Source organism: Lacticaseibacillus jixiensis, assembly GCF_042847315.1.
GTDB lineage: Bacteria > Bacillota > Bacilli > Lactobacillales > Lactobacillaceae > Lacticaseibacillus > Lacticaseibacillus jixiensis.
This window is the reverse complement of the sequence record NZ_BAAFPR010000021.1, coordinates 29750-55442: the sequence shown is the minus strand read 5'-3', so window position 1 is coordinate 55442 and position 25693 is coordinate 29750. Positions and strand designations below refer to the sequence as shown.

Below are 25693 nucleotides of genomic sequence, written 5' to 3'. Positions count from 1 at the left end.
GCCTTGGAACCAAACATTTACCGGTACCGCCCAATCGACCGTCGCTTAAAGCAAAGAGGTCCGCTTCCCTGAATCTGGGAACGGGCCTCTATTGATTTTCAAGACGGTCTGTTATTGGGTGCTTACACTCATTCTTGCAACTTCAGACTAAATCGCAAAAGGCTGGCATGATTGCTTCAACAACGAAGCGATCACGCCAGCCTTTGATTTGTTAGTGGATATACACGGCAGTTCCTTGTTTGATGTAACTGTTGATCCACTTGGCATCCGGAACACTTAAGCGAATGCAGCCGTGTGAATCAGGCCGCACGCCTAACAACTTGGCGGCAGCAGTGATGTAGTGGCCATTGCGGTCAGTGGGTACGGAATGGAACAAGTACACACCCCAATCTTTGAAACTGGTCCAATACCTTGCACCCATGCCTTCTGATGGATTGTAGAAGCTGGCGCCGCGGTTTTGGATCTTGAAGTGCCCGCGCGGCGTTGTGTTGCCGGCGCCACTGGAACAATACATTGTGTATAAGTTGGTGCTGCCATTCTTGATGTACACTTGCTGCTTGGCTAAATTGACTTCAATATTGATGTTGCGATACTTGTTGAGGTTAGGATAAGCCGTTGCTTGAGAAGGCTTTAACCAATCGCGATATGCCGCGTATGGCTTCATTGCGGCGGCATTCACATAGCCGACCCAAGTATTGCCATCATACAAGGAATCATACAACGAACCATTCAAGTGGCGATATTGGCCAGTGACGCGATAAGTCTTACCAAAGCGTGCCGTCGTGGTGGTGACTTGATTGGTGAAGAAGCCGTGCCAAATCGGATAACCTTGCTTGGCTACAGTATACTTCCCTGAATACGCATACCACTGGCCTTGCGCCCCGGCGACCTTGGTGCCTAATGCCGCATTGACATAACCGACCCACCGGCCGCTGCCGTCTTGCAGCGAATAATAAGTTGCCCCGCTGAAGTGATGATATTGGCCAGTGATCTGGTAAGTATGCCGATAATAACTGTTGCTGTAAGTCGATTTGCTATGGCTAAAATCAAACCCGGACCACAAGGAGGTGCCGCGTTTGGTAGTGGCAAAATAACCACTGGCTGCATGCCACGCGCCTTGCGCACCCGTCAGCTTAATTTGCGCTGCGTTGACATAACCCAGCCATTGGCCGCGGTTGTTGTACAGCGAATACACCAGCGTCCCGTCAAAGCGGCGATACATGCCGCTGATTTTGACGACTTGGCCGCTTAACGCAGCACCGCTTGTTTTCACCTGCGTCAAACCAAAATCAGCGTATGCTGCAAGATTGGCATTGCTGAAGGTGGTGTAGGCGTTGGCTTTCAGCCACACACCTTGGCTGCCTTGCGCAACTGACACCGCACGCTGGTTGATATAGCCCATGAATTTACCATTAGCATCTGCTAACGCCAAATAAGTTGACCCATTGGCATGGTGATAACGCGCAGTCGAATGATAAGTACGCTGATACACGTCCGCTGCAGCATGCAGCTTGGTAAATTTGAAATCAGCGTAAGTATTATACTGGTGCGTCACCGTCACATAACGGTTATCGGCAAGCTTTGCCGTCTTTGACTGGGCCACGGCAGTCGTTGCTGCATGCACCGAACTTGATCCGGTCATCGAATCGCTAATGGCCCCTGTAGCCAACAAAACGGCGATGACCCCAACTGTGATCGATAATTTTCTCATATCCCTTACTCCTCCCAATCGAACAATGACGATTTCATTATCAAGATACGCCCACTGCAAGCGAATTTAAAGTGATTATTTGTCTTCTGACACATCGCTTGGCTTATGCTTAAAGATCACAAACTTGCTCAAAGCGTAATTGGCGATGACAATGACCACTTGCGTCAATAACTTGGCAATCATGTTCGACAGCCCAAAGACGCTGATAAACAAGAACATGAAGCCATAGTCGATGCCCAGCGATAAAACCCGCGCTAGGACAAATTTTGTGAACTCCCAAATCAATGCACCAAAACTTTCAGTGTGTGAGTTAAATACCCATAGTTTGTTGGTAACGAAGGCAAACAACACCGACAAAAGCCAAGCCAAGAAGTTGGCCACCGGCCAACTGATGCCAACATGCGTAGCGCCGGCAAAAACAACGATATTCACGACTGTGGTCAAACCGCCAAAGAAGCAGTATGTGAAGAGATCCCACAATTTGTGTCGCTCTAGCAGATCCTTAAATTTGAAAAACAGCTTACTCACAATAGCCTCCATCCAGAATAATGCCGACGATCACACCCGAATGCGATGTGCCGTGACCGGTTTATTGCCACCAATGTGTTTCTCCTCAATAAAGTATAGTGGGTGTCATTTAACTTCCAAGAATACTCGGACCAAATATTCGCCTAAGATACCATTGGAAATCAAGATACAGCCGCCTAGCAACAGCAATAAAATGACGATCGTTGAAATCGCAGTATACACGTAATGTCTGCCAAAGTTAAATTGATGAAACTGCGAAAGTGCCATTTAGCTTTGCCATGTCGTCTCGCTGACGCATCAAAATCGATTCCGGCTTGCTTAAACCCTACTGCATTATACACGCCCTTGGGATAACGTTGCGATTCACGTCATCACCTCAGTGCAAAGCACTATCACGACGGAAATCTAACCGTTTCAAGCGGATCAGCCACCAGCTGCATGCGACAAGCGCTGCCAGACTGATTGCCCAAGCTAATCGTATGATAGGCGCATAACGATAGCGAACATTGATCTGACGTACGCCTTTAGGAACGTACACTGTCACCATGCCTTTTGTTGACTTGACCTTGTTGGCTGCTCTGCCATCGATCGTCGTTTCCGCATCAAGGTAGCTAAAGACGCTGGTTTGAAGCCACCCGGCACGATCAGTTGGCGCATTCAACGATAACGTATAAACAGTACTCGTATGCGTAACTTGCGCGTCTGCAGGTTGGTCATTAAATTGGACCTGGTAGTATTGTGGCATTGCGTAGCCGGCACCTGCAGAAGTTGGCCGATACTCGCGAACATATCGATTCTTGAAAAGTTCGTTGCGAATTTCGGAATAGGTGTACATCCGATCTGGGATTGGCGCATAACGCTGCGGATTATGATGAGTCATCTGCTCATAACCTTGATAATGGACCACCATCAAGCAACCCAACAGGACCATGACTGTGCCAAGGTGCAGATTGTGACGAGGGACGCTGATATAATGACAAGCCAATAACAACGACAGCAGCGTCACAAACATGTTCAGCCTAAACAAGAACTGGATCTGACTAGCAGGCGTGCCGTTCAATAATTGCATCGGCACAAGTGTTGTGGTGCACACCAGAAAAATACCATCCGCGATCAGTAAGGCACGTTCAAAAACCGTGAACTGTCGCATGTGACTCAAGATGATCCCCAAGGCGACTAAGCAGACGATACCAACACTATATGTGAGCCAATCATTATTCAGCATGCCATCAAACAAAGTTGCAGGCGCAACCCCGGCGATCGTGACTGCCACCGGAGACGTCACGGCTTCAAAATGTGTTTGGCGCAACATAGGTATGATAAAGCCAAGTGACAGAATGCTGCACATCAGCGCAGCTTTGATGATCGGCAGCAAGCACACGTGCCAACGGTGACTCATGCAAAGATATGGCACCGTGATCAATACACACATCACCACCGCCAAGATCAATGATAATAAATGCGCATAAACCAACGCCGCCATCGATACGGCTAACAGCGGCCAGCGTCTGGCATCATCTACCAGAACATACCACAGCCCCAGCAATACCAACGGCATTACGGTGAAGGCAATGATTTCGCCAACTGCCGCGCGTTTGAACACATCAGCCGCACGATAAGTCGAGAAGGTATACACTAACGCAAAAATAGTCCCGCGAAAATCACTTTGCAACAGCTTCTTGGCCATCCAGTATCCAAAATACAAGCATAACAAGGTCAGCCCGAAAATATATAACTTGTACGCGGTAAAAATGTTGCCGGTCAATAAACTCAATAAATATGCTGGATAATACAACAGCCACGGATAGTAAGTATTAACAGCAACACCATGACTCATAAAACTGTTAAAATTGATCGGCGAAGACCAAACATTGCTTAGGCCTGCCAGCCGTTGCAAATGGAAGATCAGGTCATCACCAAGGTACAATTTTCCAACTTTGGCAAGCGGAAAACAAAAGATCGCCGCCGCAACCACAAACAGCACCATCCTACCGATCACCGCTTGAGATAGGTACTTTGACGCCTTGGCACGGTTATGCTGTACTAAATCATGCATTCGTTAGGCCTCCTAAACGCCTAGCCATTCGCATCACTGGGTGGTGCATTACGAAGCCCTGATCAGCTTGCTTTCGCACTTCACCCTTACCACTCACAAACTGAAGCGACGCAATCGGTCCAACTACATTATCCCAAGCACGTCTGCTGGCTCAGGTTCAGCCTTTGACGCGGCCAAAGCAATCAATAATCCAGCAATGGGCACGATGGCTAAGCTATAGCGCGGATTGGCTTCCCATAGCAGCATAAAGGCAAAATAGCCACTGACAAAAATTGCCCCGAGCATTATCATTGGCTGCTTTCTACGGCGCACAACCGCATAAAGGATGCCCAAATAAGTCACCAACTGGCCAACTGTCATCCACAAGTAGCTGATCGTGCCAACAATCTTGCTGGTGAACAAGAAATTGCCGCGCTTCAAGTGCTTCATCCCCCGCACCAGGGTAAAACTCGCCTTGGCATCACCAGATCCCCAAACCACTGACACCTTATCATTAAGGGCAATCAGCAATTGTTTCGGGGATAATTTCATTAAGCGTGCTTTAGCCGCTGCCAACTGTTTACTTTGGGTATCGGCTTTTGACAGGCGCTGCTTATACAACAACCCCCAAGAGTATTGCTGATCAGCTGCCGCATAAATACCAACCGGCCAGCTTAACTGTTCCCGGACCTTCATTCCACTGGGTACTGGCGTATGGCTTAACCCCATCATTAAGTAATGGGTATTGGGTTGGCCATAGCCTGTATCTGGATAAACACCGCTGGCGTTGATACCCTGATGCCAGGCAAAGTTTCCGACTCCCAAAGCAATAAACGGTAAGACAAAGAGCAGCCGCCACTGCCGTTTGTTTGCCAATAGCAAATAAACACTCAAGGCAAGGATCATGATCAAACCAGTCCCCTTGCTCAAAAAACCAAGTGTCGCAAACACACAAGCGCCTAGCAGCGACCAGTTACGCTTGGTGCGCGACTGGGAGCGATCGATCCAGCCAGCAAAACTGTACAATGTCAAAACTGTAAAAAACACCAATAACGTATCTGTATAGGCGATTGCAGCATGCCACCAAACTTGCAAAGTTAGAAACCAAAGCTGTGACGCCAACAATGCGACCAGATTATCAACATGCAGCCGCTTCATGGCAGCAAAACTAAATAACACAGCAGCCGCTTGTAAAATGACAAACGCGACAATGATGGGCACGAAACTGGTCCCAAAAAAGCGCCCAAATATCCAATAAATACCTGCCAACGATAAGTTCTGGGGGTTCGCATACATATACTGATTGACCCAAGTCGGGTGAGTCCATACATCAACTTTGTCACCTGTATGCAGCCACTGAAATACGATCCTTGCATCATCCACTGGCTGACGATAACCACACCAACTCAATACCAGTAAGAAAGCACCGAGAAAGACGATCAGCTCGCCAATCAGGATCAGCCAACTGGTTCGAGTCGATAACGGCTGGGCCGCTTGCACCAGCCGCCGCCCGCCAAGCAATAAACCAATCGCAATCAACAGCGCAACTGCCCCGACGATCAGAATTGCCTTGGTACTATGTGCTTGACGCCAAAGGCCATATAACACACCGATACGAGGGAAACCCAGCAGCGCGATCAGCATCCAACAAACTGCAAGCGCCGTTGTAATTGAGAAGAACCGTGTGACCCATCGTGGCATAAACTTGCTCCTTATTTTTGCAATATCTTCCTTAATATACCATACATCACATTATTCGCCATCACCAGCACCGCCTAAATCAGATGAATCACCGTGACAAAGCAATAGGAGTCTTCGTATCGGTTACAATACAAAAACTCCTATGATACCGTTACTTCTTAACTGTGGTGGTCATATGCGCAGCCAAACTATATTGCTTACCAGCCACCAGATCATATTGGATCATTTGATAATCGCGCAACAGGCTTTGCTGAGACTTGCTAAGCGCTTGTTGATCAATGACTTTGCCAGCTTGGGTGACAAAATGCAGCCCCTTGCCATTACCAATATCGGATGCTTCCAGTGCCTGCCACAGGGTTGGCAATTTCTGTTGAACGTCGGTCAACAACGCCGTGTAGGCATTGACCTTAGCCCGACTGGTTTGCAGCGCCATGGCGATAAAGTCATTGGTCGAAACATATTTAGCGTGTTTGACTGGCGCAGACATCCCCTGTTTGCGCGCAAATTTATTGGCGTAGATGAAATAATCCGTCGCATATTTGGTGACAGAGGCGTTGATATCATAGATGCCCGGCAGATGATCACCGTAGAAGACCCAGATCACCGGCTTTTGTAACTTGTCCAGCTGCATCTTAAACTGTTTGACCGCTTGATCCGTATAGGCTAAACCTTGCGTGTAATGCGCGATCTGCGATTTTTCTGAGCTGCTCATACTGCCTGTGACCGTGAAGTCGTGTTTTGGATAGACATTAGCAGTGTATGGCATGTGATTTTGCATCGTGATCAGATTGACGAATTGACCGCCATTTCGGGATCGAATCTGCTTTAAAGCATTCGCATAGGCAGTTTCATCTGACAGATACATCGAAGTACCAAGCTTTTTTTGATCAATGATCGGATACTGACTGCCAAGGTATGAGAACTTGTTGAAGCCATATTTACGATAAACTGCGATCCGGTTATAATAGCCGCCAGTGTACGGATGAATCGCACTGGCATAGCTGAACCAGTCACCGACATTGATCGCGGTTTTTTCACCTGGAACGATTTGATTATTCGGAATCACTGAACCTGTCGCCAACAAGCCCATCGACATCCCGGTCAATGATTCATATTCCATATTAGCGGTGCCGCCGCCATAGCCGGCAGATAGCATCAGCCCGCTGATGGTTTGTTTCTTAAGCGAATCAATATACGGCGTTGCCACTTTGTTCAAAGTAACACCAGGGACTCGCGTCGGCTCAGCAAAGCTTTCTGACAAGTTAAATAAGACAGTCAGATCCTTGGCATTAACTGACCGATCTGCGTTGATCGTTGTTGCGCGCTGCTGATAGCGCTTCACGATTCGCTCAACTGCGTCTTTTGAATAGCCGCTTGGCTTGTCCATGACTTTCACGTCGAGTTGACTCACAAAAGTGACGATTGGCCCATTCGTTTGGGCGTATAAAAGCATGTTCGGATTTCCATCAATGTACATGCCAAAGGATTCCAAAACATTCTTAACAAATGAGTAGTGCCCGCCCATCGAGCCCAGCCCGACGAGTAAGCAAAGCCCACACACCACCTTCGCGATCCGGGTGAGCACCCGCGGATGACGATGTGACGTGTGGCGTTCCAACCAGATAATCGCGATGACGATGGCAATCAACAACACCACAATCCCGCCGATGATCACCGGATTGACCAGGGTTAAGATTTCCTTGAAAGAGCCTAACTCTGCCATATCCGACGGCACGATCGGCGTCGCTCGGCTCAAGATCTTCAGCCGTGACGCCACTGCAAAGACCAGCGACAAGCTCGCCACACTCAACAGGGATAGCCAATAGCGCCCCGTTACGCCTTGAACGATCCAGTATGCAGCCCCAAGCAAGAGCGCCCCGCCTAGGATCTTGAAATTATAGGACAACAGGATCGTTGAGAAAATACTATCAGTTTTATGTGTGATCAGCTGTGTCATTTGCAAGGATTCACTCATCAACAAAATACTGATCGCTTGAATGACATAAAGTGTCGCAAAAGCAACGATCGCATGCCAATACTCATGCCAGATCCGCAATACAATAGCGCGCGGTGACTTGATCCACAACTGCAACGCTTGCCAAAGATCAACTTGCCAATATGCGTCTATTCGACGCCACAATGCCAAATGCCGCAACCATACCGTTGTTGCCGCAATCAAGAGCCCGCTGAACGCAACCAGCACAACGGCTTCTGGCAACACCCAAAACGGCCCCACGTGCAAATTTGCTTTGCACCATGCCCCAAATGAATCCAAGATATGCCAATAGATCACACCAGTTGCAATCAGCGAAGCGGCCAAGACCCAGCCTTGACCAAGGCTGCGTTGATGCTTGGTGATTTGTGCTTGCAGTCGTGATGCGTTGAACTGTTGCACCAGCCTTGCAGCAGGCAATACAGTCAAAGGCGATAACGCTGTAACATAGCGCAACGCCTGCTGCAGCGGCAGTTGACGAGAAGCTTGCACCCATGTCACAAACACGATGGATAATAATCCGCCCAGTCCTGCAAGCCAAGCCCGCCAAGTCAACCACTGCGGGCGTTCATGGCTCACTAAGGCGACACAACCGATGACGAAGGCCCCAGTAAAAGTGAAGCCCCCGCCAAACTTCAACACATCTGTTGGAAAGACAATACCGATACTCAATAAGGCGATCAGCAAGGCGGCAAAGCGCCGATCCTTAGCAATTTTGACCAATCCAGGCTGAGCCAAGCTAAACACTAAGACGCCGCTGACCATCGGCATGGCATTGCGGGTCAGGATAAAGACGGCATCATACCAAGTCTTGTGCCAGAATTGCAGATTCATTATCAAGGCCGCAAAGCAGGCTGCTACCCCCATCGCGACGACGATGAACCAGGTTTTAAGGGTATCCGCCACAGTCAATCGCCGCTGCGTGAAATACATCATCCCCCATAGCAGCACGGCTACACCGACCACTCTTAAGCCATATTCAACGACTGCTGCCGCCGCAAAGCTGCGGGAAAAATGGACCCCATTTAATAGATAGCCCCAGGCATTCTGCGACCCGAACGTTAACTGCCAAACCAATACAGTCCCTGCCATTAACGCAACGAGGATCAAATAAATGATACTTGGAAAAATACGACTATGTTTGCGAATAATATCTCTATGCAAAATTTTCACCTACAAATTACGTTTAATAAAACTAGCATAGACTTAATATAGCAGATTTGTAAACGACATTGTGCTGCGAATTCCAAGAACCGCTTTGCCAGCTATGCTGGTGCTGATCGTAATTTAGCAACACCGTAGCTGATCGTGCTGAAATATCTCAATCCTGGCGCTTTATGAACACAGCCAGCAGCAGGCAATACAAAGACCCGGCAGTCAAGCAAGATGCTCGGCTACCGGGTCTTCGTAATAATATGATCAAGCAATCACCATTAAGCAACTACCAGCTGCTACTCGATGGCAACCGCCCGGCTGACTGCTTCTTTACCAAACTGATGCGCCCATTCGGTAGTAAAGTTGCCTACCGAGATCCAATAAATCGCGCCGCGGTCCGTAGTCCCGTTACCCGTCGCGCTGCCTGCGCGGTCAAATTGCGTATTGTAAGCAGGATCATAGATCTTAAAGCCTTTTTTGGTATCGTACCCCACCACGACATGCGTATGGCTGCGGGTACCGCCTGTTCCATGGTATGGTGAATAGCCCCAAACAATGACTGGATTGCCGCTAAGCACTTCTTCCATGATCTTGGTCACCGGCGATCCAGAAATATTCTTAGCGCCGGCATACCAATTATGTGCAAAAGCCGTCAACGCAGAAGGTTCGATCACACTCACGAAACCTTTCGTGTTATACACGCCATTGCTGCGTTGGCCGCCTGGTGTCGGATACATCGGTAAGTGATCAAGCAGATACTTCTGGGACACAGAAACGCCTTTGTACCGCAAAGCCATAAACAAGCTGACTGCCGCACAACCTTCAGGGGCATAATACGGCCGAAATTGGCTGGCATATGCCACGTTTAAGACTTTGCTGCCAACTGGCGTAGTCGCATCTGCATTAATATAGCCGATCCATTGTTTCCCGTTGTATAACGATAGATAAGTCGAACCGTTGAAGTGGTGATACTTACCTGTAGCACGGTAAGTATTGCCGCGTAATTTATTCGAGGTGCTCTTTTGATGGTTGAAGAACCCGCCCCAAATCGGATAGCCGCTGCTGGTGATCATCACCTGATATGAATTACTCAGCCAAGCCCCTTGAGCACCTTGTGCCTCAGACACAAACGCACGGTTCACATAACCGAGCCAATGCCCACCAGCTTTGTAAAGCGAATAATAAGTTGAACCGTTGAAGTGGTGATACATGCCTTTAACTTGATAGGTGATCTGATAATAGGCGGAAGTTGAAATACCACTGGTGAATTTCAACGAACTCCAAATCTTCTGGCCTTTCTTGGTCGTCGTGATATAGCTGTCATGCGCCAGCCAGAGGCCTTGAGGATTGGCTGTGGTCTTGATCACACTGCTGTCAACGTATCCGATCCAAACGTGTCTGTTCGTATAAAGTGAATAATAGATCTTCCCATCAAAGGTGTGATACTGGCCAGTGATCTGATACGTATTGCCTGCCAACGTATTGCCTGCAGTCTTAACCGAAGTCCCACCAACTGTGGTAACCGTTGAAACCCCACCGCCAGTAAATGTCGTATAGCCGCTGGCTTTGGCCCAGACGCCTTGTTTGCCAGTCACGGTAACCGCCTTTTGATTGATGTATCCTTGCCAGCGCCCCGCATGATCATACAGCGACAGATAAGTACTGCCATTGAGATGATAGTATTTACCGGTGGCGTGCAGCGTTTTGAGATAGGCGGCCGTCCCGCTTTTGACCACATGGAAATTAAAGCCATCGTACATCGGATAATTCTTGCTGGTCACTGTGACATAGCGATCATCAGCATGCCAGCTGCCTTGTGGGGCCGTTATCGGGCCGGACAACACAGACTTATTCAAATAGCCTAGCCACTTATGTTTCAAATCATAAACAGAGTAATATACCGAGCCATTCACGTGATGATATTGCCCATCAACAGCAACATATTGATTTAGCCATGACTTGGTCGAACTTGCAGCATGCCAGTTAAAGTCTTTCCAGAAATTATAACCGCCGGATTTGACCTGATAATTTCCCGTTAACGCCTGCCGTACCCCTTGCGCTTTGGTCGAGAAGGTAAAACTGGCCGGCTTACAATAGCCTAACCATTTGCCTTTATCATCACCCAGCGAGTAGACAAGGCCTTGATCAAAGGTATCGTAAACCCCTGTAACATGATAGGTATTGCCTAAGAACTGGCTGGTTGTTGCCGCAACTTTACCTGTAAAATTCGAATAAATTGGTTGGTCTTTGCGCTGAAATGTTGCATAACCAGAAGCTTTGCGCCAGATTCCTTGCACGCCGGCTGCAACTGTCACCGCCTTGGCATTGATGTAACCTTGCCAACTGCCATTGGCTGAATATAACGATAGGTAAGTATTCCCATTCTTGTGGTGATATTGTCCAGTAACATGATAGGTATGCTGGTAAACCTGACTTGACGAAAGTTTTGGCGTCCAGTTAAAGCTTGCCCAAGTCGCATACTTCGCCGTGACTGTCACGTACTCATCAGCCGCCAGCCACGGGCCTTGCGCCGGCTGCGTCTTGGCCGCTTTAGCCGTTGTCGTACTTGGTGCAGTTTGATTCACCGCAGTTGCTGGTTGTTGCGCTGCATCTGATGCAGCACTAGCTGTTTTACTTGAATCACTTTGCTGATCCACCCCAGGTGCAGCCGTTTGCTTTGCCAAAGCTGTTGCTGCTTGCGGCTGTGCAGCCGCTTGTGTCTCTGATTGCGCCTCATCGGCAAAGCTTGGTTGACTAGGAACAGCCAATAACACCGCAGTTGCAACCAGTGGTACAAGTATCGGTGCTAAATGTAACCATTTTCTTGATTTCACTTTTCTACCCCTTTATAAATACCCTGCCAACGCCAGTCATTATATCGAAAACACCGCCAAAACTAAAGCCTATCAAACTTGCAACAATCTCGACAACTGATCTAAACCCGCTTTTGCCTGCGAGTCGAGCCAAGCAATCAACCGCTCAACTTGACAGAATTGAAATAACTTCGCTCGCAGCCAATCTGCACCCAAAAACACCACAAACATAAGCAGCGACTCAATGATCACCGCCAACCACAACAAACCATGCAGCGAAAGCAGCATGCCGTTGAGCTTAGGCAGCACAATGTTGTACATCACCCCAGCAGCATCGATGAGGTAAACCCCGAAGGCAACTGAAGAAACCGTTTTTAAACCCTGCTGGATAACAGTGTTGCGGATCTGAAGGCACAAACCGGCTTTCATCAAGGCGATGGACTCAACAACGACCAACGGTGCAACATAGCTGCGCAATGAACCAGACCCGTGTCCCATCTTGGCAAGCAGGTACTGCCCCAACGCCGTGAGCACTGCCATTGCAAGATATGTCAACCAATAAGCCAATGCCCGCTGACGGCGAAGCGGCGCAATTTGTAAATACGCCCCAATCAGATACATCACGATCAACCAATAGGCTGAATACCCAGACAACAAATAGAATTGGTTGAGCCAACCTAACGTGACTGACACCACGATCAATGCGATCACCATTCGCGCATAAGTTCGCGGCGCCAGATTACGTACTGCCAGATGCAAGATCGGCGACAACAGCATCAGCCCTAAATACGCCCGCACATACCAGAAGCCAAATATCGGCAAGGTAAAGTGCAACAGCTGATCAGGGGTCAGCCGCATGCCCACCGCCAACGCAAGCGCGGTAATCACAACTGCCCAAAAAATCGTCTGCAACACGACGCCGATCACCCGCTTGGTTTTAGGCGGTCGGCCCATGCCCAAGTAGCCTGTGATCATCGCAAACAAGTTCACGGCAACGATCGCCAAGTTCTCCAGCAGATTGATCCCCCACCAATCCACTGTTCCCGGCTGCACATGCGCAAGCATTTGACCTTGACCCACGTTGTGCAAAACTACGACGAAAAACATCGCCGTGATTCGTAATACATCAATCCCATAATTTCTTCTTACCACATCTCATCCACTCTTCACTTTCAATATTCAAGACTAGCTAAGTAATTCCTAAATACCTGATATGTAACAAATTTTCTGACAATATGTTTATTTTATCGTTCACAGGGTTGCTTTACCATTTCAAAATCATGACATACCAAGTTTTTGGCGCACCAACAACCACCTGAGCCTCCACCCCAATACCCAAAAAGCAGCTATGCGCCGCGATTCCAAAGGATCACAGCGCATAGCTGCTTACAAATATCTAGTTATTGGACAAACAATCAGCGATGCAAGAAACCGCGAATCATTGGCATGATCTGTCGATGATATCTAGCAAACAAAACAACGGCGACCACTAGGATCATCAACAAGTTGACCCATGCGCCGGTCAACACATAAACAACATACACGATTGCGAAAACCACTAAAGGAAATAACAACTGGTACAAGTTCACCGAAAGTTTAAAGGTCCGGTTGATCAGCTGAACCCGCCGAATGCAGTTGACCGTAAACCCTGCAGCCAGTGAAACATTGGCTGCTTGAATCCCAATCACCTTCAACAACGCCAGCACAATCGCGACGTTGACGACTGCGGCTAAAATCGTGGTCGTGAAGATGTACTTATTCTGCTTGATGGTATTGATGATGCTGCCGAGAAACGAAGACACGCTTGAGGCAACCGCCGCGAACATGGCCAAAGGCACAATCGCCTCTGCACTGGCATATTGGGCACCGATAAAATACGGAAAAATGATCTTGACTGCTGGTGTCGCAAAGATCAATCCCCACATGAGAAACACGATGTAAGCATTAGTTGCCTTGCTATAAAATACCGACATTTCCTGCTTGCTTTCACCGGCTTTAGAAAACGATAATTCTTGCCAAGCCAACTGAAAGCAGGTCGTCACCAGCTGGATGATCGACGTGAATTTTGACGCAACCGCAAACAGACCATTTTGCGTCACCGACAAGACATTGGAAATTGCTACCCGGTTGAACCCGGTCAGAAACCAAAACGCCGCGGAATTCACACTTAACGGCAGCGAATAGGCCAACATCTCTTTAAATAACGGGCGATCAAACAATTCCTTATGCAAACGGCTGCGGAAGTGGATCTTGCGCGCCACGTACCAGGCATTGATCACCAAGCCGATCAACGTGGAAACAAAAATATACTGATAACCCAGATGCAAGTACACATAAAACAGCAGCGATGTGGCGAAATTAAATACCGCACCGATGATCCCACCGTAGACGAAATAGCGATTCTTCCCATCTGCACGCGCAATGTAACCCACGATTTGTTGGAAAACCGAAGCAATCCCCACGAAGTACAACAACCAAGCATAATGAAACGCATGGATCCCGCTGACTTGTGCGATCACCATAACGATGGCATACACCCCGGCAGACAAAGCGAAAATCGCCAAACCGTTAACGATTGGTTTGTCACGTTCTTCTTTCTTGTAGTCGAACATGAACCGCATGATCCCAGCGAAAATATCCAAGAACAAAATCGACTGAATGAAAGTATTGTATGTATTACTTAAATCATAAAGCCCATACGCTCCTGGCGTTAAATACTTGGTATAAATTGGCAGCAAAAGGAACGACAGCGCCTTAGCAAATACGTTCCCGACCAAATAGATCAAGGTCGATCTGATAAATAAACGAATATCTTTCATACAGCTAAGTCTTTCTCCTTTATGCACCGATCATTTCATGATGAACTCATATGGGTGGTGCGTCACCCGCTCAGCTTCTGGTGGCAGTTGCATATAGTCGCCAAAGCGCAGGTGCAAGAAATCTACGCGATGGGCGATTGCCATGATGGTGTGGCCGGCAAACTGCACATCTTCATATTGGTCATCGTCAAACCAGCTGGTCGGGAATACCCCCCAATCATGGCTGATCCACTCCAAATACCCGCAATACTTAGCCGTTGTGATCGGATAGCGCACCGCCGCGGCTTGGTAAGCCTTGCGCCAATAGTCGTCATCGCCTTGAGCGCGGACTTTGCGAAAGCGCGGATACCCAGTCACGCGCTTGATAACCGCTTTCCAAGGCGTGAACGAACGCGCATAAGAGCCTGGGGCGACGGTGTCCATCATGTTCAAGCGATCTTGTTCTGTTTCGTGATAGAAAGCCAAACGCTTTGCTTCGTCACTTGGCAGCCCATCAAGCGGAAAAATATCCAAGAACACGCCCATCAGCGGATCTTCTGGCGCATAAAGCTGCTTGGTCACCAAGCGGGTTTGCTTATCGACTAACTTGGCGAAGGGATAGCGGAAGTGCGGCCGATTGTTCATCGACAATAATTGATAGCGGCTGGCTTTAGCCAAGATGGCCAAAAGGCGCTCATAATCTGGGCGCCTCATGACTATATCGATATCATCATCCCATGGAATAAAACCTTGATGGCGTTCTAAACCGATCAGCGTCCCGTAATAAATCGTGTATTTCAAGTGATGCTCGCGGCATACTTGATCAACGTAAACCAGGATATCGATCGTGCGACGCTGTACTTCAGCGAGCTGAATAGTTGCCAATGTGGAAGTCATTCCTTTCTTCACCAGGCTGCTTGCCTAATGTCACCAGCCCCAAGAACAACCAGAAACATAAGGCACCAATACGGTTTTCATAAATCAGATCCGGCATTAAACTTGCAAACAAGACCATATCAATTGGGATAATCGCCATTAAGATAAAGTCGATGTCTCGCATGCCTCGGGTTTTAAACAGCGCACGGATCAACGCAATCGCCTTCATGATCATAAAGATCACCAACGGAATCGCGCCGAGGAGGCCGGAACCAACCAAGGTCAACAGCACAAAGTTATGCGGGGTTTGGCCGTGAATCGAGATATATGATTTCGGCAATTTGCGTTGACCATATTTAATAAAGTCATTAGGTGAGCCACCCCATACGGGACTGGTTTTCGTGATTTCTAAAGCACTCTTCCACAGCGACAAGCGACCGTTTGATGAGTCACCATTGGATGTGATGTCTTCTCGTTCAAGTGAGACATCGCCGCTTTCCTGCTTGTCGGCTTGACCTTTGGACAAGTTCTCCAGAAAGGCAATGCGCGTCGGCACAACTAAGTGCGGCAGCGTCAGCTTAACGGCATAATTGGCACCCACTATCACAACCACCGCAATGACCCCGCTGAGGATACTCTTCCCCCAACGCTTCAACCAGCTGCTGGCTTGTTCACTGCCATAGCAAATGATAAAGATTGCGACAAAGGCGATTGCGCACCCATCCAGTAACGCCGAGCGTGATCCGGATAACACGATGTACACAAACTGAAGGATCAACCCAACAATGTACCAAGCGTTATGTAAGTGAGGGCGTTGGCTAAGCATGCGTTTGATCATCAACACACAGACAATGACCGAAAGATTTGAAGCAAAATTCGGCTCAACAAAGATCCCATACAAGCGGTTCTCAACGATACCCAAGCGCAAGCCATAATAGATCTTGCTTAACGGCGCGGTATAACTATACTTCACAAAGAATAAGCACAGCGAGAAAATGACGGCAACAGTCCAATACACCATCACAATATTCTCAAACCATCGGAAAAGCGCTGGATCCTGATGCTTGCCAATGTAGTAAATGATGAAGAAATAAATGACCTGCCAAATCACCATTTTGGCATTGCCGATCAGGCTGGCCTCTGGTGTCAGCAGCGTTGACACCACCATGGCCAAGATGATGATCATTAGCAAAATATTCGGTGCTTCTCGTCGCTGCAACCATTCGATGGCATTGCAAACAAACACGAACCCGCCTAATACAGCGATCACTGAGAAAAGTGCCGTATCGAACTTTGAGTCGATCAGACTATATAAGATCACCATGCGCAACAAAAGCGCCACTTCAAAGGACAATAAAAACACCCGTGTGGCATATTTATTGACCTGACTAACTTTACTCAAACTTTTCACTCTCAATTAACCCCACTAATGCTGATGCAGGCGAATTACCCGCTGATATAACGATACGCTGAACAGCAGCGCCACCATAGCAATTTTTCGTGATTTGGTAAAAATTTCATCTTTGAAGATGAACATGGCATTATGCCGCAAATACGCGACCATCTGCGCACACTCAGTTGGAAACTGCTTTCTCGCCTGCCCATTCAACAGCTTGTCCAACACCAGGAAATTGGCAAAGCACACGCGCTGATGCGCGACGTGCTGCACCGCAGGAGAGGCATTAGCCAAGCGCTGTTCATTGCGCTGCCAAGCCTTGATGAAATCAAATTGTTTGGCTGAGAAATGCTCGGTGTTGATAGACCCTTCACGATGAGTGTAATAATACACCTGTTTTGTGTCGGCAACAATTTTTCGACATTGCTGCAAGATATCCAAGATCACATAAGAGTCTTCGTGGTACTTGCCTTTGGGGTAGCGCAAGTCAGCAAACAGCTCGCGGCGATATAACTTGTTGACCGCATGCACCGAAATGATATTGCCTTCAAAGATCTTAATGATCGCTTGTTCTTGGGTCAACACCTCATAAGTATGGGGCTTCTCACGCGGCGTGGCGTCACCATACACATCATAGATCCCGCAAATGGCCAGATCTGCTTGCTCCTTGGTGATATCAGCATATAACATCGCAAACATTTCCGGGGCAATATAATCGTCAGAATCAATGAAGGCTAAATATGGTGCTTGGGCCACATCGATGCCGGCATTGCGCGCATCTGACAAGCCGCCATTGGGCTTGTGGATCACATGCACCCGCGGATCTTGCTTGGCATATTGATCACAAATTGCCCCGGAGCGATCCGGTGAACCATCATCAACCAAGATCAATTCATAATCGGTGAAAGTCTGCGCCAGAATCGAATCGACACATTTGCGCAGGTATTGTTCTACGTTATATACAGGAACAATGATACTGATCGTTGCCATTTATGCGTTACCTTTCAACATCTCAACGGTATGCGTCAACGCCGTGTTCAAATCAAACGCCGGCTGCCAACCTAAAGCATTAAGCTTGCTGGCATCTAACACCGCCGTAGTCGCCTTGGAGAAACCGGCGGCTTCAGTGGCATCAGGCAAGTCAAACACCACTTTGGTGCCGGCGATATCGGCCAGTTTTGCTGCCAAGTCGCGCAAATGCAAATCAAACTCAGGCACCGCAATGTTATATGCTGCGCCATTATCCCCATGGGTCAACAAGAACAACAATGCGCTGACCACATCGGCCACATAGCCATAAGAATAATACTGAGTGCCTTTAGACTTCAACACGATGTCTTCACCAGCCACGGCTTTGAGAATAAACTGCGAGCTGGCTTTGGAGTCGTTTAACTTCATGGTTGGCCCAAAGGTGCGGCAGATCCGCGGAATCACGACATCCAAGCCGTGCTTGGCGATATACGCTTGGCACAAGGCTTCAGAAACTCGCTTGCCTTCTGGATAGCCGGCGCGCAGCGTGTTGGGATCAAGATAGCCGGAATAGTCTTCAGTAAACTTCTCAACATCGCCGCGATTTTCACCATAGATCTCGACACTGGACAAGAACAACACGCGCTTAGGGTGTTGCTTGACGGCATGCTCTAAGACCTGCTGAGTACCCAGCAAGTTGGTCATGATGGTACCGATCGGGTCGGTGGCATATTGCCGCGGATGCGTGTTGGACGCCGCATGCAAGATGTAATCGGCATGGAGGTCTGCTGGCAGCGGCTTGGTGACATCTGCCACCACCGCGCGAAATAAGCCATCAGTGGCATACATGCCAAAGCGCGCATCAAGATGCGCCTGGCTTCTGCCCATGGCATATACCGCAATATCGGCCCCTGAACGGTCGTTGTGGCGCATCAACACATCCACCAAATAGCTGCCGATCAAACCGCTTGCCCCGATCACCAATACCGAACGGTGATCGATTTGCGACCAGTCCACCGCATCGATCACGGTGTCGAGTTCTGCGTAATAGGCTGGTGTTTGTTCTAACATGGCATTACGCCTTCATGTTCAAGTAAGCCTTGAACATCGCCAAGTCATCAGTGGTGGTCAACTTGATGTTCTTATCCGACCCGGCGGCAAAATGCAGCGTTTCGCCAAGATCGACCATCATCGTGTTGGTGTAGCTGGAATCGGTCATGCCGATGTTTTCGGCGACGGCTTTGTCATAGGCCCAAGCCAGCTTGCCAAACTGATAAGCTTGCGGCGTCGAAACCCGGCGCAACGTGTTGCGATCGATGTATTGGGTCGTGGTTTCTTCAGTCTTCTTGACAAAGATCTGCTCGTTATACGGCATGGAAGTTACGGCGTTGCCGAATTCCTTGGCCTTAACAATGACATCAGACAACACCAATTCGTCAACTAAGGGACGGATGCCATCATGAATAACCACGATATCAGAATCTTTGCAGTGATCCTTCAAGAACTGCACGCCATTGTTAATGGAATATTGGCCTAACGTGCCGCCTTTGATGATCCACTTGACCTTGTCTAATTTGTATTGGTGCACGTAGCCCCAAAGGGTTTCATCCCAGCCTTCTTTGCATACAACCAAGATCTGGTCGATGTCTGGATGATTCTGAAAGGATTCAAGCGTATAAATAATGATCGGCTTGCCTTCAACCATGATGAATTGCTTAGGAATGTCCATCCCCATGCGCTTGCCGACGCCGCCTGCAATGATCAAACCTGTCGCCATAATTATTTCTCTCCTTTGTGGGTCATGAAGTAAGTTCCCCGATATTGCTGATAACTCGTTTCCGGATCAATAAACACCGCATCGTGATGCGGCTGCTGCGCCTCAAGCGGCGGACGCTGCATGTAATCGCCAAACACCTGCTTGAGGTAATGGTCATACCCTACCGGCAGCGGCATTTGCGTGTCTTCAAAAGGCCGCTTCACCGCGCTTTCAAACCATGCTTGCCGATACAAATTGCCCATGTATTTCGGCCCCACACACAACTCTGTCACCCAAGGGCTGGCGGTGCCGTTGTATTTGGTCATTTGCTTTTCGGCAAAGCGCCACACGCGATAGCGGCTCTTAGCCGAATGAAACAACCCTAACAAGCACTTGCTGCCTAAGGCGATCACGCCGCCGTTGTTTTCCGGCACCACCTGTTCGCTAAACAACGCATACACCATCGCCCAAAGTTTCTGCAGCTTCTGTTGCCAAGCAGCAGTCGGCGCCACATCCAAGGGGAAAATGTCCACTGCGATGCCATGGACGATATCCAGGTCTTGTTGGTAGGTTTTTACGAAAGTGGTTTGGGCATCGCGAATGGTCACAAAATTATTGTGATTGACAAAGTGTTCATTCGCTTTTTCTAAGACATAACGTCCTTGCGGTGCCTGCTGCCAAAGCTGACAAAAGCGTTCATAATCAGCCCGCGGCATAAAAAAATCCAAATCATCATCCCACGGCACAAAACCGCCTTCGCGAACGGCGCCGATCGCGCCACCACCACAGAAATAACATAATAAGTCATGCTGTTGGCAGAAATCGACCACGCTTTGCGCGATCTTCAAGGTTTTGACTTGGATTGCCTTGAGCTTCACATCTTTGCTGTACACAACTTCCTCCTCATGTTACGAACGCAACTTGGTTTCATAAAACCACGCCCGCAAGCGATTAGGCATGATCGAGATCACGGTATGTACTGCACTGACAAACAGCCAGTCGATCATGCGTCCAGAACCTGCGCGATAAATCACCCAACGCGCCTTTAAACCAGGCATCAAATACCGAATACCGCCACGCCGCGCATACATATCAGCGCCAGTGCGCGCACTAACCAGCGGCGCTTGTAAGTTGCGCCCCTTACCGCCAAGCTTTAACAGGCGCGTCCACAAATAATAATCCTCAAAACCGGGTAACGGTTGATAGTTGCCTGCATCAAGCACAGCTTGTCGCTTGAACATGACAGTCATATGGTTAAACGGATTGCGCCGCCGCGCAAACATTCTGATTCCGACATCAGATTCAGGCAGGTTGCGCTTGCCGATCACGTGATCGATCGTCCCATCGAATTCTTCAATGTTACTGCCGCAAATCACCAATTGCGGATCTGCTTCAAAAGCCGCTACTTGTTTGGCTAACCGCTCGGGATGGGCGATATCATCTGTATCCATCCGGGCTATCAACTCATTGTGGCACGCCTTGACCCCAATGGCCAACGCGACGCCTAACCCCTGATTCTTCTGCTGCGGCAGGATCCGCAATCGTGAGGTCCGCTTTTGCATCTCGTCTATGACGCTTTGTAACGCAGTCGTGATCGGTCCGTCTAATACAACCACGATTTCTTGTGGCAACAAAGTCTGATCGAGAATACTTTGCAGACTCGCGTTTAAATATTCAGGCTTCTCCTTGATGTATAACGACATCAACACACTAACTTGAGGCATGACGACTCCTTACTGCAAATGCTCAATATCGCGTTCCTCGACGATTTCATGAAGCTTTTGCAATTGCGGTTCTTCGTCTTCATCCACACCGGCAGAAGACATTTTGTCAAACAAGATCTTGATGGTTTGCAGCAAGATCTTGGCATCCAGAAACAATGAATAGCACTTGATATACAACAAATCAAACTTCAACTTGCTATGGTAATCAGAAGCGTACTTGCCGTAAACTTGCGCGTAGCCGGTGATGCCGGCGCGCACATTATGGCGCAAGTAATAATGGGGCTCTTCTGAGTTGAATTGATCAACGAAGAATGGCCGTTCCGGACGGGGACCGACGATGGACATGTCGCCTTTGAACACGTTGAAGATCTGCGGCAATTCGTCCAAGCGGAACTTGCGCAAGTATTTGCCCACGCTGGTCACCCGCGCATCATTAGCCGTGGCCAGCTGCGGTCCAGACTTGGCTTCAGCGTCGTTGCGCATCGTACGGAATTTATAAATGCTGAATTCACGCTGATTCAATGTGATCCGCGTTTGCTTGTAAATGATGGGCCCAGGCGAAGTCAGCTTCACCAAAATCGCCGACACCAGCATAAACGGCGAAGCGATCACCAATAAAATCGCCGACACGATGATATCAAAGATCCGCTTCATGAACGCATTCTCCGGCGACAAGCGAAAGGCAGACATGCCCATGACGGATTCGTCTTCGAAATTCATCAAGCTGGGATTCAGCATCAATAAGTTATCAAAAGTCGACGGCAGCAGCACTTCTTTGCCCACTTTGATGACTTTATCTGTGATCGCGCGCCGCTCGTCATCAGACAAGCTGGTCGTTAAGTAGAAAATATCCACTTCAGGCAACACTTTCTCAGCATTGTCCACGAAATGATCAGTAATCACATGGGTCACTTTATGCTTGTTGTTCTTGGCTGAATCAAAGTTTTCAATGATCGCAGGCAGTTCGTCTTCATAAGCAAACACTGCCACGCGCCGGTCGCTGGTGAAGCGAATATACACGTAATACACCAGCACCCGCCAAATACCTAAGACGATGATGCTGATGATGAACGAGTAGCCTAACACAGACCGCGGGAAGGCAAACAGGCGCCCGAAGAAGGTGATGATCATCAACGCCATGATCGTAATAAACTGACCTAAGATGGTGTTGAAGATCACGTCAGAAACCCGGCGGTTGTAATAGATATAAACCCCTAATAAGAAGTTCACCACCAGAAACACGATCGACGTGGCGATCCATGAGTGCTGGAATGTGTAGAAGTTTCGCGGCGGCAATACCCCGCCGAAACGTACATAAAACGCTAATAGGACACTCAGGTTAAACAAGATCACGTCGCCGATAATGGTGGCGTATCGGCGTAACCCGATCCATTCAGCTTTCTGCTTCATAGCCTTTATTCCTCTCAACCAATCAAATTAAACGTGCCGTTAAGACACATACGACAAAATTATACCATACCCACCACCCGTCCTCTAGCAATGCCGACAAATGGCGCTTTGTCGCTATTATACTTGAGCGGGTTCAGCGACAACAGACTTCCTTAAGAACTGTTATATAATCTAAAGAAAGATTTCATTGAACCGTAATGGAAATGATCAACGATACCAAAAAAGCGCCCCTTCCTGCTTCAAACAGCAAGAAGAGCCGCTTCATTGGCTATTGCACCGTTAACGCTTCGACATTGACATAGCCCAGCCAAGTCTTGCCTGAGTACAACGAATCATACCAAGCGCCGTTATAGTGATGATACTTGCCAGTTGCCCGATAAGTCTTGCCATACACACTGCTGGTGGATCCGGCTTGTTTATCAAAGAAACTGCGCCAAATCGGGTAACCTTTTGTCGTGATCTTGACGGTTTGGTCATTCTTCAACCATGCGCCGCCGGCATTGGTGGTTTCACTACCGTTTAAGGCATTGACATACCCCATCCATTTGCCGGCATTGTCATACAAGGAATAATACTTGCTGCCGTTGGAATGGAAGTATTCACCGTTGATCTTGTAAGTATTTTGATAATACGTCGTTGTCGACTTGCCGCTGTGATAGTCGAACCCGCTCCAGATCTTTTGGCCTTTGACGGTGGTGGTGAAATAACCATTATGGGCGACCCATTGGCCTTGCGGGTTGCTGGTCAAACTGCTGTTGGCCGCATCAACATACCCCAGCCAGCGCCCCGCCAGGGTATACACCGAGTATTGCACCTTGCCGGAGAATGCCCGGTATTCGCCGGTCACCCGATAAGTATGCCCAGCCAAGGTCGCCGCTTTATTGGCAACGGTTTGGTGTGCCAAATCGCGATACGCGGTTTTCCCGGCTTCATCGAAAGTGATATAGCCTTGTTTGCTTTGCCAAGCGCCATATTGATCGGTGGCAGTCACCGCTTTTTGATTGATATAGCCGACCCAAGTGCCATCTGCGCGATACAAGGAAAGATATGTACTGCCATTCATATGATAATACTTGCCAGTGGCATGATAAGTGTTACCCATTAGTGTCCCGGCACGATACTTCTTGGTGAAATTGAAATCGCCATAAACATCATATTGATGGGTGATGGTCACATAACGGTCATCAGCATGCCAAGCGCCTTGTTCGCCTTCCCACTTGGCGGATTTGGCATTGAGATACCCCAGCCACTGACCGGCTTTGGTATAAACTGAGTAGTAAGTGGAACCATTCTGGTGATGATACATGCCATTGACGACTAATTCTTGGCCATTATATTTGGCTGAATCAATGCTGCTGGTAAAGTTGAAACTGCTCCAGAAGCCGTAGTTGGGGCTGGTCACTTTAATGTAGCCAGATTTACTCAGCCACGGGCCTTGCGCTTTGGCAGTGTTGCCGCTGCTTGAATTGTTGCTGTTGGTGCTGCTGCTATTGGTGGTACTGCCCAAATCAGTCAGCACCCCGGAATAATCATCTGACACATCGAGATTCTTGCCGCTGTTGCCGGCAAGATATGCCGCAGAGCTGAATTGCCAAGCGCCGTAATTCAAGCCTTTGAAACTGGCTAAGGTTGAAGTGGCCGTTGGGGTGTAAGGATAAGCCGCATACCAGGTTTTGGTGCTGCCCACAGTACCCGCAACACCTGCCGCATAGTCTGGGCCTTGACCGCCGCCGGTGTAAACGGCGTGGTTGGTATAACCTGCGGCATTCAATGTCGCCCAGAACTGATTGAGATTGGCTTGGACACCAGCCACCGCTGTGTCGCCGTCTTCCATATCGGCAAAAATGCGCGTGGACTTGGCCAAGCCCAGTGACCGCATTGATGTGATCACCTTGTTGGCTTCTTTAACGGCGCTGCCAGTGTCATTAAAGCGGGCATAGTGGTACACGCCGACTTGCAGCCCCGCGTTTTTGGCGTATTTGATCGCGGCTTTGGCATACGGGTTCATGTAAGTCGAGCCCTCAGAAAGCTTGACGATGGCGCTTTGGACCCCTTCGGCTTTCAAGGTATTGTAATTGGCTTGGGTCATCCAGCTTTGATACGACGCCACGTCAACAGCATCGACATCTGGAACATCGCTGGCGCCAATGGCAAACGACTTGATCGTCGCAGTCGTTGCCGCCACTTGAATGATCTTTTGCGCGCGGCCAGTTTTGGCGTAATCAGCATTGGCTGCTGCTTTAGCGAGTTTCAGCCAGTCGGCCGCCTGCGCTGGCGTTAAGCTGGCTGGCGCTTGCATCACGTGTTCTTGAGCAGTGGACTTAGACTCATCAGTGGCGGCTTTTAATGCCGCATCGCTTAGCCCATCACCCATTTCATGGTTGTCAGGCTCCTGATTGCCTAAATTGGCATGCTGGTTCGTCAATGCAATTGCTGCTTCTGCCACTTTGGCTGCGGCAGCTGGTTGCGCACTGGTAACCGTTGTTGTCCCTTGGCTGGTTGCGGCATCAACTGGGCTCGGACTACCAATATTGGCCAAGATCGCCGCTGAGAACAACCCGACCATGCCTAACATCGATTTGCGCGCCATTTGCTTATTCATTATGTATCCCCTTATATCAAACACCAATTCCGTCACCAAATCCCCATTGAACAGGAAAATGCACACAAAACGCAAGATTGGTTGCGCTTTTGATAAGTCTTAGTATACGACAAAGCCTTCAGCAGCAGAACCGCCTGCTGGCAACTGTTGTCCAATAGTAATATTGTGCAAAATATGCTTGCATTGTTTGCTGAGTGAACGATTTTTGTCTAATATTGTGTCGTGT

General features: G+C 48.7%; 18 protein-coding genes. All 18 read right to left on the bottom strand.

Annotation, left to right across the window (positions count from 1 at the left end; genetic code table 11):
• Positions 1-211 precede the first annotated feature (211 nt).
• Positions 212-1711 carry a L,D-transpeptidase gene (locus ACGG90_RS11790; RefSeq protein WP_390409642.1) on the bottom strand — a complete coding sequence of 500 codons (1500 nt, stop codon included), beginning with the start codon at positions 1709-1711 and terminating at the stop codon, positions 212-214.
• A 75-nt stretch (positions 1712-1786) separates the two neighbouring features.
• Positions 1787-2239 (bottom strand): GtrA family protein, encoded by a 453-nt coding sequence (locus ACGG90_RS11785; protein WP_390409640.1) that lies wholly within the window; start codon positions 2237-2239, stop codon positions 1787-1789.
• A gap of 105 nt (positions 2240-2344) precedes the next feature.
• Positions 2345-2506 (bottom strand): hypothetical protein, encoded by a 162-nt coding sequence (locus tag ACGG90_RS11780; protein WP_390409638.1) that lies wholly within the window; start codon positions 2504-2506, stop codon positions 2345-2347.
• A gap of 109 nt (positions 2507-2615) precedes the next feature.
• Positions 2616-4295, bottom strand: a complete 1680-nt coding sequence (locus ACGG90_RS11775; RefSeq protein ID WP_390409636.1) for a hypothetical protein — start codon at positions 4293-4295, stop codon at positions 2616-2618.
• 123 nt (positions 4296-4418) lie between these two features.
• The gene (locus ACGG90_RS11770) at positions 4419-5975 is read right to left on the bottom strand and encodes an ArnT family glycosyltransferase (RefSeq protein WP_390409635.1); all 1557 of its coding nucleotides are present in this window, start codon (positions 5973-5975) and stop codon (positions 4419-4421) included.
• Positions 5976-6126: 151 nt separating this feature from the next.
• On the bottom strand, positions 6127-9132 hold the full coding sequence (locus ACGG90_RS11765; protein WP_390409633.1) for an LTA synthase family protein: 3006 nt from the start codon (positions 9130-9132) through the stop codon (positions 6127-6129).
• A 287-nt stretch (positions 9133-9419) separates the two neighbouring features.
• Positions 9420-11957 carry a C39 family peptidase gene (locus ACGG90_RS11760; protein ID WP_390409632.1) on the bottom strand — a complete coding sequence of 846 codons (2538 nt, stop codon included), beginning with the start codon at positions 11955-11957 and terminating at the stop codon, positions 9420-9422.
• Between the two features lie 72 nt (positions 11958-12029).
• Positions 12030-13088, bottom strand: a complete 1059-nt coding sequence (locus ACGG90_RS11755; RefSeq protein WP_390409630.1) for an acyltransferase — start codon at positions 13086-13088, stop codon at positions 12030-12032.
• 263 nt (positions 13089-13351) lie between these two features.
• Positions 13352-14755, bottom strand: a complete 1404-nt coding sequence (locus tag ACGG90_RS11750; protein WP_390409628.1) for an oligosaccharide flippase family protein — start codon at positions 14753-14755, stop codon at positions 13352-13354.
• A 30-nt stretch (positions 14756-14785) separates the two neighbouring features.
• A complete protein-coding gene (locus ACGG90_RS11745) occupies positions 14786-15619 on the bottom strand; it encodes a LicD family protein (protein ID WP_390409626.1) in 834 nt (277 codons plus the stop codon).
• Positions 15597-17012, bottom strand: a complete 1416-nt coding sequence (locus tag ACGG90_RS11740; RefSeq protein ID WP_390409625.1) for an O-antigen ligase family protein — start codon at positions 17010-17012, stop codon at positions 15597-15599. The genes ACGG90_RS11745 and ACGG90_RS11740 overlap by 23 nt, the downstream gene beginning before the upstream one ends.
• A gap of 24 nt (positions 17013-17036) precedes the next feature.
• On the bottom strand, positions 17037-17996 hold the full coding sequence (locus tag ACGG90_RS11735) for a glycosyltransferase family 2 protein (protein WP_390409624.1): 960 nt from the start codon (positions 17994-17996) through the stop codon (positions 17037-17039).
• Positions 17997-19046, bottom strand: coding sequence for an NAD-dependent epimerase/dehydratase family protein (locus ACGG90_RS11730; protein ID WP_390409622.1), 1050 nt, complete (start codon positions 19044-19046; stop codon positions 17997-17999).
• 4 nt (positions 19047-19050) lie between these two features.
• Positions 19051-19752 carry an IspD/TarI family cytidylyltransferase gene (locus ACGG90_RS11725; RefSeq protein ID WP_390409620.1) on the bottom strand — a complete coding sequence of 234 codons (702 nt, stop codon included), beginning with the start codon at positions 19750-19752 and terminating at the stop codon, positions 19051-19053.
• Positions 19753-19754: 2 nt separating this feature from the next.
• Positions 19755-20624: a LicD family protein gene (locus ACGG90_RS11720; protein ID WP_390409618.1), complete on the bottom strand. Its 870-nt coding sequence runs from the start codon at positions 20622-20624 to the stop codon at positions 19755-19757.
• A 15-nt stretch (positions 20625-20639) separates the two neighbouring features.
• Positions 20640-21455 (bottom strand): glycosyltransferase, encoded by an 816-nt coding sequence (locus ACGG90_RS11715; RefSeq protein WP_390409617.1) that lies wholly within the window; start codon positions 21453-21455, stop codon positions 20640-20642.
• Between the two features lie 9 nt (positions 21456-21464).
• A complete protein-coding gene (locus ACGG90_RS11710; RefSeq protein ID WP_390409616.1) occupies positions 21465-22865 on the bottom strand; it encodes a sugar transferase in 1401 nt (466 codons plus the stop codon).
• A gap of 268 nt (positions 22866-23133) precedes the next feature.
• Positions 23134-25467 carry a GH25 family lysozyme gene (locus ACGG90_RS11705; RefSeq protein WP_390409614.1) on the bottom strand — a complete coding sequence of 778 codons (2334 nt, stop codon included), beginning with the start codon at positions 25465-25467 and terminating at the stop codon, positions 23134-23136.
• Between the last annotated feature and the right edge of the window lie 226 nt (positions 25468-25693).